This window comes from Verrucomicrobiota bacterium (genome assembly GCA_039027815.1).
Taxonomy (GTDB): Bacteria; Verrucomicrobiota; Verrucomicrobiia; order Verrucomicrobiales; family JBCCJK01; genus JBCCJK01.
This window is the reverse complement of record JBCCJK010000003.1, coordinates 40401-52360: the sequence shown is the minus strand read 5'-3', so window position 1 is coordinate 52360 and position 11960 is coordinate 40401. Positions and strand designations below refer to the sequence as shown.

The window sequence follows — 11960 nt, the reverse complement described above, 5'->3', positions numbered from 1 at the left end:
CGACGATGCCAGCTGCCCTCAAGGAGTCCGAGTGGATGATTCTCAGTTGCCCGAAGTGCCCGGAACTCCTGCGCATGGAAGTGGCCAAAGCGGGAGCGGGGATCTGTTGTCCGCATTGCAATTACCTCCTTCAGACCTTCCCACCGGGAGAGTTTCCCCAAGAGCCGGAGCCTGTGGAGAGGGAGCCAATGCCCCCGGCACCGCCCGCGGCCGCGCCTGTTTCGGAACCGGCGGAGCAGGTGATCAAAGAGGAGCCCGACTCCGGCTTCCTCATCACTGTGGAAGAGCCCGAGGAAAAGCTCCCCATCGTGGCCAAGCTCGAAACAAAAAAAGAAGAGCCTCCCAAAGGAGACCGGCCCGTCCCCAAAATGGTGCCTTCCGAACCGATCGAGCAGCAACCGACTTGGGAGAAGGCCCGGACGGAGTCGGCCGGGAGTGAGACGGGGAATCTGCCTCCCTGGGTGCGTTATGGAGCGCTCGCGGTGAGCGCTCTCCTCCTGGGTGGAGTAACTCTTTTTGCCTTGGGGCGAACGGGTTGGAACTCGGTGAAAGCATCCGATGAGGCGGAAGAAACCCAGCCGAGCTTCTTGTTGGCTGAGCTTGAGTTTGAACCAGGCCCTCAAGCGACCGAGGAGTCCGAGGAAATCAATGTGAGCGTGGCCTGGGAAAAGTATCGAGAGGCCAAGCCAGTCGCCGAAGCCTTTCTGGCAGCCGAAACTTGGCAAGAAAGGATTCAGTATGTCCGGGAGCCGGAGCGAGTCCGCCCTTTGATGGAAAGGTATTACCAGGAGAACGAAGATGGCCCCTATCCCCACCGTGGGATTGCCACTGATGGCAGCCTCAATTTCCGAGATGCCATTCTCGCTCTAGCGGTCGAGCGGCAAGACTTTGGCGAGATCTTCTTGGCGATTGATTTCAGTCAACGAGAGCCCCGAATCGATTGGGAGAGTTTCGTCGCTTTCTGTGATATGAGCTGGGAGGCCTTCCAAGAAGAGCGACCGCTCACTCCGCAGACCTTCCGGGTGGTTGCCAGCCAGGACAGTTACTTCAATTTCGGTTTTCGCGGTAGCCTCGAGGTGGAGCGGGGTGAAGAGAGCTGGGAATGCTTCCGCCTGCGGGACTTGGAAGAGGACCACGTCATTTATGGCTATGTCCGGAGGCAGAGCGATCTCTACCGGCGCCTCCGCTCCGAGCTCCTGGGGGTGACCGAAAAAATGATGGTTTTAGAAATCGCTTACCCGGAGAATCCCCCGGCGGCCAACCAAGTGATCATCCATCAGTTTGTAGCGGATGGCTGGGTCCTCGACGCGGCCTCGACCGTCACTGAGAACCCTCTCGCTCCGTGAGGCGAGAGGCGCTGGCCTCGGTCGCGATCTTGACCTGCTCTGGCGAAGTGATGCGAATTTGGAGAGAATCGGCGAAGCGTTCCACCTCCCCGTAGAAGCGAATCCACTCCCCTTGGTAGCGGGCAATGGGCCCTCCTTGGCCGAACTTGGGCACATCATCCGGCGAGATCACGACGAGGAAGCTGCGATCGCCGTCGAAGTGCAGGAACTCGAAGCCACCTTGGTTCCGGCTGGTCTCCACCACCTGGCCTGTGACATAAATGCGCTTGCTGACATAGGCGCGAATCTTCTCCAGCTCGTGGGACAAGGCCTCAGGCGCCGGCTCCTCCGCCTCTTCCGGTTCCCGTTCTTGGGCCAAGGACCAAGAAAAGCCGAGAACGGTCAGGAGCAGAAGAAAGCGTTTCATAAAAGACTCGGAAAGGGAGGCGGTGCTTTAGGAGGAGAAACCGCCCGCTCGCCAGGTAGCAAGGATTCCACGACACCCGTCCTCGATCAAGTCCAAGACATGGCGAAAGCCGGCATCGCCCCCATAATAGGGATCGGGCACCGCGCTTTCTTCGTGTTCGCGGCAGAACTCACAGAAAAGACGGGGCTCGACGCCTTTTGGGACCCGCATTCGCTGCAAATCCTTCAAATTGGCGTGGTCCATGGCCAAGACGAGATGGAAGTCCTGAAGATCCTGGGGCTCCACTTGGCGAGCGCTCCCCGTGAAGGGGTAGCCCCGCTCCTGTCCGGCCGCGCTCATACGCTCATCCGGGGGATTGCCCTGATGGTAGCCAATGGTTCCAGCGGAATCGCAGGCTAGTTGCTGGCCGAGCCCTTCCTCTTCGATGAGGGAGCGCATGACGTTTTCGGCCGCGGGCGAGCGACAAATATTGCCCATGCAGACGAAGAGAATGCGGAAAGGAGCTGGCACCATCGCGGACTAGTCCTTGCTGCAGGACGGTTGCTTGCAAGTGATTTTCAGGGAAGGGCGCGCGACGAAAGTGACAAGAAGTCTTGCCAAGAACCCGCCCGATCTCGTATAAACAAGTTACCCCCTCCAATGGCCCGGGTCTTCACCCCAAACCCACAAGGTCATGACAACCAAACCCCAACTACAAACCCAAATCACCTACCTCGAACAAGAGGTGGCCGTCCTAAAAGAAGAGCTGCGCATCGTGGCTCACAAACTGCACGCCCTCGAAGCGGAAAATCATTCCGCGGCCTACGCAGGCCCTCGGCGCGTCTTGGGAGGCCCCGTCGGACTCTAATACCAAGCTGCAGAATTGGCTGGTAGAATGGCCGAGTGGATTTCGGGCCAGACCAAGGCGCGACGAGGGCGCGGTGCAGGCACCGTAACCTAGGAGCAACGCAGGACTGGCTCGAAAGACACCGGCTCTTCCTTCCCCGCGCTTCAGCGCCTCTTCCCCACTCCACCTTCCCTCCATTCTAACAGTGAATTCTGGAGGTTGGTATAAGTCTGCGCTTCACCCTGAACTGGCAGCAAAGCCAGGTATATTCTGGCCCAGACCAAGGCGCGAGCAAAAAGCCGCGCCGGGCTGGGCCAAAATGCCAGAAAGCACCGCCTCTCTCCCTTCAGAAGGTCGGGAGAAAGCCGCGGGGCCGCCGCTTGCTTCCTTTGGTAGATGCGGGACCATGGTGGGATGCCCTCCTTCCGCAGCCCGCTCTCCGGCTTGTGCCTCGGTGCGAGCCTGTGGCTGCTGGTCTCTTGCGGCCCTCCTCAGGAATCGAGAGAAGGAAAAGAAAGCGGAGGAGAGTTTTTCATTCTCGAGTCGACCTACGGCGAGCGGATGGCCCAGCGCCGCGAATGGTTGGAGGGGCTTTTGGAGGAAAATGATCGGCGGACCGAGCGAGCCCGTCAGGAGCTGCAAGCCATCGAGCGGGATGCCTACGTCATGCAGCAAGAGCTCGACGACCAGCGTCGCTCCCTCGATCAATCCGAACTTCGCAAGCGCGTGGGGGAAATCACCGCGCTCTTGGGGGACCTCAGCGCGCGCAATCAAGCGCTCTTGCGCGAGTTCGAAGAAGTCGATCGAGCCATCAATTTGCAGCGCCTCCGCCCATGAAGGCGCTCCCGACCACCCTCGAAGAAGCCTGGGCCCTCTTGCAGGAAAGCGAGCCGGGGACCTCCCCTTTCTGCGAGGCCCGGAACTCGGTCATCCACGGCCAAGGGGTCTTTGCCACCGAGACCATCCGAAAGGGCTGGCCCGTCATCGCCTACGCGGGCGAAAAGGTAACGAAAGACGAAGGCAACCGCCGCGGGCTGGCCCAAGCCGAGAAGGCCAAACAAACCGGGGAAGCCGCCGTCTATGTCTTCATCCTCAATGACGAGTGGGACATCGATGGCAATTTCGACTACAACACCGCCCGCTTGATCAACCACTCCTGCCAGCCCAACTGCGAAACCGAAATCGATCAGGACCGCATTTGGGTGGTGGCCCTCAAGAAGATCCGAAAGGGCGAGGAACTTAGCTTCGACTACGGCTTTGATCTGGACGACTTCGAGGATCACCCCTGCCTCTGTGGCACGGACGACTGCTGCGGCTACATCGTGGGGCAGGACTATCGGGTCAAGCTCGCGAAAAAGCTCAAAAAGCGACGGAAGGCCGCGCGCAAAAAGAAAGGCAAAGCGTCCAAGAAGAAAGGCAAAGGCCAAAAGCGTGGGCCAAAAGGTCCGCCCCCCTGATCGCAAGCGACCCCTCTCCCAGCTGGTCCTTCCGCTGGGTCACAGACGCTCCGATCCTCATCAGGGCAAAGCCAGCTCGGCACGGACCGGATGGTGATCCGAACCAAGGGCGGGTCCGACCCGCTGGTCGAGGACCGAGATCCCGCGCGAGACCAAGAGGTGATCAATGGGAAGGCCCAAAAGGGTGAAGCGTTTCCAAGTCGGCGGGAAGCCCCCGCCACGGCGCACATCGACGAGGGCAGTGGTCTTGAGAAATTCGGCCAGAGGAGGCGACCACGGCGTTCGGTTGAAATCGCCTGCCACCACCACCAAGCCTTCTTCGCGGGCTACCTCCTCGGCCAGCGCTTCCAGGTAATGCAGGCTCTTCTTCTCCAGTTCGGCGTTGAGTGAGGGCAAAGGGTGCACTGAAAAGAATCGCACGGCCGGCGCGCCCGCGGGCTGGATGGTGGCAAAAGCGATTCCCACCGCCTCGGTTCCATTGGGATTGAGCATCCCCATACCCTTCAAGGGAAAGCGGGAAAGAAGGGCGTGTCCTTCGATTCGCCCGCGGGGCTGCAAATACTTGTGCTCCCAAGGGCCGTCTTTTTGAGCCAGAAAGCGGGCCCACTCGCGGTCAATCTCTTGCAGCAGCACCACGTCGGGCGGGTCCTCGGTCAGGTAACTCCAGAGGGCGCTTCTTTCCTGATTGGAAGCCAGGACATTGAAAGTAAGCACGGAAAGGGTGGGGGCACCTTCTGGTTTGGGCACCACCGGACTCCCCATGAAATAATAGCTCACTGAAAGCCAATGGGCCGCCGAAAGCAGCAAGCCCAGCCCGGCTAGAAGCCAACTGCGAAAAAGGAGCAGCCCCCCCGCCACCGCCAAGCAGCCCAGCCCCAACTGCAAATGAAAGTGGGAGAAAAGGTCAATCTGCCATTGGTAGAAGAACGTCCCCGCATAGGAGAGGAGCGTGGCGATGGCCCCCAAAAGCAGCCCGACCTGCAACAGATTTTCCAAGCGTCGTAAGAACCAAGTCTTCATGGCGGTGAAGGGCCTCTTTGCAGGGTCAGGGCTCCCTCTCCTAGCGAGTATTCCAGATCGAGTTTCCAGCCAGCGGCCCCCTCGAGTTGCCAACGACCTTGTCCGACTCGTTGGGTCGCCCCCTCCTCGAGGCGAGCATCCACGGGCAGAAGAATCTTGGCCGAACCAGCCCCGAGAATCTCGAGCCGCAGCTTGCCGGTGCCTTTCCAATCCGTGAGATCGGCCGTCAAATCGCCCTCGGGCAGGGTCAGGTCGATCTCCTCCAGCGCGCTTTGAGGGATCTCGATGTCCAAGCCCTGGACCAGCTCACTGGTGACCCCGCTGACCCGCTGCTTGAAATCGAGATGGCGGACTCCTGGACGCGGTTCATGATCGCCGACCCGCGAGCGAATGCCCGCCCCGGGCAAGCCATGTCCGACCGAGGTCACTTCGACCGCATAAGTCTCCCCGAGCCGTAGAGAAACCTCACCTGCTACCAACTGAAAGCGACAATGCGTGGGCGGCTCCGCCAAGGGGCTGCCGAAGCGCTCTGCCAGCTCAATGGGAGTGGCTAGCAGCAGAAGAAAAAGAGCGCCCAGGGCCAAGAGCCCGCTTCCGAGGCAGGCCAAGACCTTTTTGAGCGAGGGAGCGCTCGCGGGAACCTCACACCAGAAACCTCGGTGCAGTCGGCAAAGTGGAAAGGCCAGGAGGGCAGCGAACCAGACGGAACCGGCCGACCAGAGAACATCGCTTGGGAAATGCCCTCCCTGCGCCATCCGAGTCAGCCCCATGAGCGAACCAAAAGCCAGCCCACCGAGGAGCAGGCCCCAAGCGGCGCGGGGCTGGGAGCGGCGGAGCAAAAGGTAGCCGGCACAAAAATAAAACCCCATAGAGCAATGACCGCAGGGAAAGGACTTGCCGGGACTGCTGGGATCGATGGTCAGAACGGGCTCGAAGGCATGCGGCCCATCGAAGGGGACCACCTCGCGAGGCCGAGGCCGTCCCCACTGGTCCTTGAGAAGAGCGTTCACCAATAGCCCTGGCCCCAAAACCATGACCACGACCGCGAAGAGGGAAAGCTTGCGGAAGCGGGCCCAAGGTGGGCGCACAAAGCCCAAGCCGAGCACCACAAGAGCCAAAACCACGCAGACAATGGCCGGGGTGGTCCCCGAGCGATAAAGAAAAGCAAAAAGCCACGAATCGGCCCAATGCCACTCGCCCTCGCGGAAAAAGGGCTGCATCCAGCGCAGATCGATTCCTTGGAGGCGAATCAAAACCGTCCCGAGGGCCAACAGCAGCAGGGGGACGAGCAGGTGCGACCAGCGGAAAGCAGGCATGACGGCAGGCTAGCGGCGGGCTTTCGGCCGAGCAAGTGGCAGCTCTCTCTCAGGAAAAGCGGGGCCAGTCAAGCCGCCCGGCGCCCGTAGCTCAGGGCAAACAAGCTGAAAAGAAGCACCACCTTGGCGGCTTCGAGAATGCCATAAACCAAATGGTGCCAAGAGGGGGCGAGAGGCTCTCCCGCTAGGAGGCGGACAGCCCGGTCATCCAGGATGGGCAAAAGAAAAAAAAGCTGGAAGGCCACCAGAAGGAAGAAAGCCAAAAAGGTCAGGCGAAAGCCGATTTTCAGTTGGGCAAAACCGAGAAGCGTCAGCAAAGAGACGACCGCCAGCAAGCCCATCTCCGTCTTATTGAGTGCCCCGAAAACAAGCCGCCCAATACCGAGCCCCAGCTCCCGTGTGATCCCGGGTGCCTGGAACTTGAGCGGCGCCTCAATGAACGAAATCCCAATCACCAATCCGGCCCAGACCGCTAGAAGAAGGGAAAGCCAAAAGTGAGGTTGGAAAGAACGGCGCATGAGAGGACGTGGGAGAGAACCTCCCTGGGTCTTGCGCGAAAAAGGGGTCCTCGTCCAGGGCAGACATAGCTACCAGGCCAACGCTGGGAGCGCCTTTTGAAAATTCCTTCCAGACTAGAAGCGGTCTCGCAAATAGAAGTCGTATTATTTGTGAGGTGGATAGGGCAGAGAGCCAATGGGATATCGCGAAGACCATCCTAGCAGAAGCCCCCAGAAAACTACGGTAGCAAGCTTCCCCCGGTGGCCCGCGACGTCCCCGGCGCGGTGGGGGGAGACTTTTCTTCTGGGTGCAGCTGATCCCAAGTGATAGGCAGCCGGAAAGGCCGTGGGTAGGTGACTGGTTTACGAATTAGCTCATCGCACCCGCCGCGCCGGGGACGTCGCGGCCCACCAATACTAGGCGGTTTCAAAAAGCGGTCTCCATGAATAGAAATCGTCCTAGTTTCATGTTACGATGTTATTGGATTGGATCTTCATGTTAGCCCCCTCAGGGGGTCGTAGGGCCTTGAGAAGATAGATCATAACTGGGTTGGGGTGAGTTCCTCCTCTTCGCGGAATTGGTCTTGAAGGGCATTGATGGCGATTTTGGAGTTGGATTCGGCTTTCTTGAACTGGGTGTTGAACTTCTTGCGCTCGTCCTTGTTGCCGAGGAGGTCGTAGAGCGCTTTCTCGTTGTCCTTGTCCCGCGTCATCACCATCTTGATGCGCTCTATGGGTAAGATCTCCTTCTTTTGTTGGTAGCCCCTGCGCAAAGTCGATTATCCTTCCGAGTCATCAATCGGTTCGGGAACGTAAACACTGCGTAGTGGTAACAATCCTTTGTAGCGGACGTCGAATCGTTTGTAATTCTGGAAGACGAGGTCGACGAGCTCTTCGCCGTCGATGAGGCGTAAGTTGCCTTTGCCTTGTTCGAAGCTGTGTGCGTGGGACGAGAAGCTGCCGAGCGTGACGAAGAGGCCGTATTCGCCTGGGGAGAGTTTACCGTAAAGAGCGGAGACGTCCTTATCGCTGGCCGTGCCATCGCTGCTTTTGACCTGCACTTTGATGATGGGTGGCTCGATGCCGAGTTGATCCTTGTGGCGATCACATCGACGCTTGGCTCATTCTTCTTGGTCAGTCTTGCTTGGTAGCTCATGCACTCCAAGAGGTGACGGATGAAATCCTCCAGTGGGAGTCCCTTGAGTTCTCGGGAGAGACTTTTGAGCACGAAGTCACGGGTGTTTTCTTCAATGTTCTCGGCGACGGCGGAAACGGTGTCATCTTCACTCACAACGGGAGCGACTGCCTTGCCTTCGAGGGCGGCGCGGAATTCATCGGCGTGGTTTTTCACTTGGAACAAGCTCATCGCGCTGCCGATTTCGTACAGTGCGCCTTGACTGAAGGTCTTACGGTCGAGTTCCAACAGCCACTCGACTTTGCGAATGTTGGGGTAGCCCTGACTCAGATTCAGGAGATATTCATAGTCCCCGACAATTCTTCCGAGGTGGAGCTTGCGCGTGCTTTTGTTGGGAAAGACGACAAGGTCTCCGATCTTCATTTCGTGAAGAAAGCGAAAGAGTTGTCCGGCGTTGTTCGGAATCGCTCCGGGCTTTTTCTTGGGATAGGTTTTGGCAACTGCGGCCTTGAAGGCTTTTCGGTTGGGTGCCAGTTGGGAGAGGTCAGCCATCTGATCCCAACCAAGCGCGACACAGGAATGCTTGAGGAACAGAGTTGTGGCATCTCCAGTCTTGCCGGCATGGATGCCCCAGATGGTTTTGTCTTTAGTTGCTTGGCTCATGATTAGACGGGGGTGAGGTCTTCCTCTTCGCGGTATTGGGCTTGGAATTGGTCGTGGAGGGCTTTGATGGCGGTCATGGCGTTGGCGTCGTGGTCTTCGCGCTTCATGACGGGGGCGGGGTCGCAGGCGAGGCAGATTTCGATGTCTTTCTGGGAGAGGTAGTGGCCGTGGATGAGGGCTTCGCGGATTTGGTCTTCAGCATCGGCGTATTCGCGTTCTTCTTCGTCGTAGCTTTCGGCGAGAAAGTTTTCGTAGCAGTGCTCGATGACGGGTTTTGAGTGAGTCTGGATTTCTTCGACGACGCGAAGGATCTCGGTGATCTTGGTGTCGAGGGAGCGTTGGTCGTTGTAGAAGATGTTGCCGTTGGGGTGGGCGGTGCTGTTGCGGTCGTCGACGAGTTTGGAGTAGGTGCCGATCTTGCTGTTGTCGCACTGGATGAGTTTGAGGAATCGGAGGATGCTGCGCTCGTTGACGGTGCTGAAGGCGAAGGGGCTGTTGGCATTGGTGAGGTTTTTCTCGATGTCCTTGCCGAAGCCGATGGTGGCTTTCTCGAAGTCTTTGGGTTCGTTGTTCCGGATCTGCCAGATGATGAAGTAGACGAAGCTCATGGTGAGCATGTGGTAGGCGAGAAAGGCAAACTGGCATTTATAGGCCTTGTAGTTCGTCTCAAAGGCATCCCATAGGAAGGCGATATATTCTTCTTCCTTCGGGGTTTTGAAGGAGAGCGGAAGGTAGTTGGCGAGTTCGAGGGAGTCCTCCATGGGCTTACTCCGCTTCGGTTTCTTCTTCACCCCACACTCGTGCGATGACGGCTTGGATCTTTTTCTCCATCCGCTCGATGAGTTCACGGTTGGCGGCGACGAGTGATTGTTCGGCTTGGATCTCGGTTACAATAGCCTTCTGAATCTCTGGTGATGGAAGAGGGATGGGATACTTAAGAATCTCTTTGGGTGAAATGTTACCTTGAGCTCCGCCTCCAGCCGTGCGCTGACAATAATCGTAGAATTTTGAATCGAATACTAACCACAGGATGAACTCTTGAAGACATCCTTCTTTCGCCCGCAACGCGCCAACTCGTTGATTGAGCAAAATTAATTCCTGATCCACAACTGCTGCTTTGCCAACAGTCGCACCAGTCATCGCCACTACAGCGTCGCCAGTTCTAAGGGTATACCTTTCGAGTTTCTCCGAGAATTCGTGATACTGAATTCCTTCGAGTAACAAGCGCCCATCTTTGCCAACGTTGCCAATCTTCAGCACTTTCCGATCATTGGAAGTAGCGGGCTCGGATTGCATATCGGAACTTTTGAATGCGAAGCCTCCGATAAGATTACAACCGTCTCCTAATACGCCCATCGGCCAGTCGGGGTGGATGGGGATGTGGGGACGGTAGTTGTCGAGGACGGCGCGGGCGCCGTCGATGACTTTCTGGTAGCTCTCGATCTCCGCCACGATCTCCTTCTGCACCTCCAGCGGCGGGAGGGGGATTTGGTAGTTGCCAACCCATTTTGAACTCAGGTTCGCTTGCGCTACTCCGCTAGACGCATCAATTGAATCGGCTTCGAATCGCTCTGTATTAAGTAGTGCGAACAGATAATCTAGAAGGCATTGGCTTCCCTTGAGAAGCTCGACGTGCGCAACTCGCTGATTAAGGACAGCTGGTTCGTGCTCAACCTTTAGTCTTCCTACTCGGCCAACATTGCCTGTAAGCGATATTAGAAGGTCTCCCGCCTTCAGCGAGTAGTCTGCAAATTCACTCTCACGGTTTTTAGCTATAAACTTTGGGTCGTTGTCGACTACCTCTCCTTTCTGAACATTTTTAATTCGCATTACACGAAGACCATCGTCTTCATACTCAGCGCTTTTAAACGCGAAGCCATTCTTCACCCTTGCAACTTTTGAAAGTGGAACGAGCGGATACGCTGCGGTAACTAGGTCGGTGTCTCGATACCTCTCTCCACTTAGGTTGTATTCTTCGTTCTCGGCGATCTTCTCTTTTTCAACTACGACACCCCGTTTTGGCTGAATCTCGGAGACATCCTCTTTGTTTCGGAGCGCATCGAGATATTCTTCGAGCTCTAATTTAATCTGCGGCAGGTCGTTCTTGTCCGTTTCGCGGCGCTGGGCACCAAGCATGAAGCCGTCGTGCTCGACTTTGAAGAAGCCGATGGTGTCGCTCTGTTTGGCGAGTGATTTGTCGAAGACAAGGATGCTGGTTTTGACGCCGGAGTAGGGTTGGAAGACACCGGCGGGAAGGGAGATGACGGCAACGAGGTGTTCGTCGACGAGCATCTTGCGGAGCTGTTTGTAGGCGGTCTGGCCTTGGAAGATGATGCCTTCGGGGACAATGATGGCGGCGCGGCCGCTGGGGGTGAGGTGTTCGGCGATGTAGTCGACGAAGAGGACTTCGCTGCGCTTGGATTGCACAGAGAAGCGCTTGTGCGGCTTGATCCCGCCTTTCGGAGACATGAAGGGCGGGTTGGCGAGGATGACGTCGACGAACTGGTTCCATTTGTCGTCGGAGGTGAGGGTGTCGTATTCGTCAATGTGGGGATCGCTGAAGCCGTGGAGGTAGAGATTGACCAGCGAGAGGCGCACCATGTCGGGCGAGATGTCGTAGCCCTTGAAGTTCTTGGCGAGGCGGCCTTTGTCGTCGGGCGTGAGGGTGCTGTTACCGTCCTTGTCGCGGTTGTTGCGGTCGATGTGTTTGTAAGAGGAGATGAGGAATCCGGCGGTGCCGCAGGCGGGGTCGAGAACGGTTTCGTCTTTCTTCGGGTCGATGATCTCGACCATGAAGTCGATGATGTGGCGGGGGGTGCGGAACTGTCCGGCATCGCCCTGGGAGCCAAGGACGGAGAGGAGGTATTCGAAGGCGTCGCCGAGGCGCTCGGAGTGGTCGTATTCGAATTCGTCGATGACCTTGAGGAAGCTCTTGAGGGTCTCGGGGTCGCGGTAAGGGAGATAGGCGTTTTTGAAGATGTCACGGAAGAGCGTGGGGATGCCGGCGTTTTCCGGCATCTTGGAGATGGCTTCACCGTAGAGGGCGAGGACTTCGTGACCACCCAGACCAGAGCGCATGAGCTTGGGCCAGCCGTAGCGTTCCCATTCGCCGGAGAAGAAGGTGCGCTTGCCGCCCATCTCCTCGGACTCGGCGTCCATGTCGGCCATGAACTTGTAGATGAGGGCGATGGTGATCTGCTCGACTTGAGATTTGGGGTCGGGGACTTTGCCGACGAGGATATCGCGGGCGGTGTTGATGCGGCGTTTGGTTTCGGGGTCTGGCATGATGGCTTT

Annotated in this window: 14 protein-coding genes; 5 read left to right on the top strand and 9 right to left on the bottom strand. The window is 57.7% G+C overall.

Translation table 11 applies throughout. The features are described 5' to 3' along the window. Window positions 1–5: 5 nt before the first annotated feature. Window positions 6–1346, top strand: coding sequence for a hypothetical protein (locus tag AAF555_02010; GenBank protein MEM6910333.1), 1341 nt, complete (start codon window positions 6–8; stop codon window positions 1344–1346). Here the strand turns inward: AAF555_02010 and AAF555_02005 are convergent. Both AAF555_02005 and AAF555_02000 read right to left on the bottom strand, forming a co-directional pair. After that, window positions 1321–1752, bottom strand: coding sequence for a hypothetical protein (locus AAF555_02005; GenBank protein ID MEM6910332.1), 432 nt, complete (start codon window positions 1750–1752; stop codon window positions 1321–1323). The genes AAF555_02010 and AAF555_02005 overlap by 26 nt on opposite strands. Window positions 1753–1779: 27 nt before the next feature. Further along, entirely contained in the window at window positions 1780–2265 is a 486-nt protein-coding gene (locus tag AAF555_02000) for a low molecular weight protein-tyrosine-phosphatase (protein ID MEM6910331.1), read from the bottom strand. 160 nt (window positions 2266–2425) lie between these two features. Between AAF555_02000 and AAF555_01995 the strand changes: the two genes are divergently transcribed. The 3 genes from AAF555_01995 to AAF555_01985 all read left to right on the top strand — a co-directional run bounded on the left by AAF555_01995 (window position 2426) and on the right by AAF555_01985 (window position 4035). Beyond that, entirely contained in the window at window positions 2426–2599 is a 174-nt protein-coding gene (locus AAF555_01995) for a hypothetical protein (GenBank protein ID MEM6910330.1), read from the top strand. Between the two features lie 393 nt (window positions 2600–2992). Then, window positions 2993–3415, top strand: coding sequence for a hypothetical protein (locus tag AAF555_01990; protein ID MEM6910329.1), 423 nt, complete (start codon window positions 2993–2995; stop codon window positions 3413–3415). Then, window positions 3412–4035 carry an SET domain-containing protein-lysine N-methyltransferase gene (locus tag AAF555_01985; protein MEM6910328.1) on the top strand — a complete coding sequence of 208 codons (624 nt, stop codon included), beginning with the start codon at window positions 3412–3414 and terminating at the stop codon, window positions 4033–4035. The genes AAF555_01990 and AAF555_01985 overlap by 4 nt, the downstream gene beginning before the upstream one ends. A 60-nt stretch (window positions 4036–4095) precedes the next feature. On the opposite strand, the gene AAF555_01980 is transcribed toward AAF555_01985, so the two are convergent. The 5 genes from AAF555_01980 to AAF555_01960 all read right to left on the bottom strand — a co-directional run bounded on the left by AAF555_01980 (window position 4096) and on the right by AAF555_01960 (window position 7929). Beyond that, complete coding sequence (locus AAF555_01980; protein ID MEM6910327.1) at window positions 4096–5055, bottom strand: endonuclease/exonuclease/phosphatase family protein; 960 nt, start codon at window positions 5053–5055, stop codon at window positions 4096–4098. Beyond that, window positions 5052–6371 (bottom strand): phosphatase PAP2 family protein, encoded by a 1320-nt coding sequence (locus AAF555_01975; protein ID MEM6910326.1) that lies wholly within the window; start codon window positions 6369–6371, stop codon window positions 5052–5054. The genes AAF555_01980 and AAF555_01975 overlap by 4 nt, the downstream gene beginning before the upstream one ends. Window positions 6372–6439: 68 nt before the next feature. Then, window positions 6440–6889, bottom strand: a complete 450-nt coding sequence (locus tag AAF555_01970; GenBank protein ID MEM6910325.1) for a hypothetical protein — start codon at window positions 6887–6889, stop codon at window positions 6440–6442. Window positions 6890–7407: 518 nt separating this feature from the next. After that, entirely contained in the window at window positions 7408–7581 is a 174-nt protein-coding gene (locus AAF555_01965) for a hypothetical protein (protein MEM6910324.1), read from the bottom strand. Between the two features lie 66 nt (window positions 7582–7647). Beyond that, window positions 7648–7929: a restriction endonuclease gene (locus AAF555_01960; GenBank protein ID MEM6910323.1), complete on the bottom strand. Its 282-nt coding sequence runs from the start codon at window positions 7927–7929 to the stop codon at window positions 7648–7650. 107 nt (window positions 7930–8036) lie between these two features. On the opposite strand from AAF555_01960, the gene AAF555_01955 reads away from it, so the two are divergent. Further along, window positions 8037–8672 (top strand): hypothetical protein, encoded by a 636-nt coding sequence (locus AAF555_01955; GenBank protein MEM6910322.1) that lies wholly within the window; start codon window positions 8037–8039, stop codon window positions 8670–8672. Here AAF555_01955 and AAF555_01950 read toward each other — a convergent pair. Together AAF555_01950 and AAF555_01945 are read right to left on the bottom strand one after the other, a co-directional pair. Continuing rightward, a complete protein-coding gene (locus tag AAF555_01950) occupies window positions 8669–9427 on the bottom strand; it encodes a hypothetical protein (GenBank protein ID MEM6910321.1) in 759 nt (252 codons plus the stop codon). The two genes, AAF555_01955 and AAF555_01950, sit on opposite strands and share 4 nt — an antisense overlap. A gap of 4 nt (window positions 9428–9431) precedes the next feature. After that, window positions 9432–11951: an N-6 DNA methylase gene (locus tag AAF555_01945; GenBank protein MEM6910320.1), complete on the bottom strand. Its 2520-nt coding sequence runs from the start codon at window positions 11949–11951 to the stop codon at window positions 9432–9434. Window positions 11952–11960 lie beyond the last annotated feature (9 nt).

Coding starts and splice junctions, on each gene's coding strand:
- AAF555_01980 (MEM6910327.1), bottom strand. CDS start 5,055: ATGAAGACTTGGTTCTTACGACGCTTGGAAAATCTGTTGCAGGTCGGG.
- AAF555_01975 (MEM6910326.1), bottom strand. CDS start 6,371: ATGCCTGCTTTCCGCTGGTCGCACCTGCTCGTCCCCCTGCTGCTGTTG.
- AAF555_02010 (MEM6910333.1), top strand. CDS start 6: ATGCCAGCTGCCCTCAAGGAGTCCGAGTGGATGATTCTCAGTTGCCCG.
- AAF555_01965 (MEM6910324.1), bottom strand. CDS start 7,581: ATGACGCGGGACAAGGACAACGAGAAAGCGCTCTACGACCTCCTCGGC.
- AAF555_02005 (MEM6910332.1), bottom strand. CDS start 1,752: ATGAAACGCTTTCTTCTGCTCCTGACCGTTCTCGGCTTTTCTTGGTCC.
- AAF555_01970 (MEM6910325.1), bottom strand. CDS start 6,889: ATGCGCCGTTCTTTCCAACCTCACTTTTGGCTTTCCCTTCTTCTAGCG.
- AAF555_01950 (MEM6910321.1), bottom strand. CDS start 9,427: ATGGAGGACTCCCTCGAACTCGCCAACTACCTTCCGCTCTCCTTCAAA.
- AAF555_01990 (MEM6910329.1), top strand. CDS start 2,993: ATGCCCTCCTTCCGCAGCCCGCTCTCCGGCTTGTGCCTCGGTGCGAGC.
- AAF555_01995 (MEM6910330.1), top strand. CDS start 2,426: ATGACAACCAAACCCCAACTACAAACCCAAATCACCTACCTCGAACAA.
- AAF555_02000 (MEM6910331.1), bottom strand. CDS start 2,265: ATGGTGCCAGCTCCTTTCCGCATTCTCTTCGTCTGCATGGGCAATATT.
- AAF555_01985 (MEM6910328.1), top strand. CDS start 3,412: ATGAAGGCGCTCCCGACCACCCTCGAAGAAGCCTGGGCCCTCTTGCAG.
- AAF555_01945 (MEM6910320.1), bottom strand. CDS start 11,951: ATGCCAGACCCCGAAACCAAACGCCGCATCAACACCGCCCGCGATATC.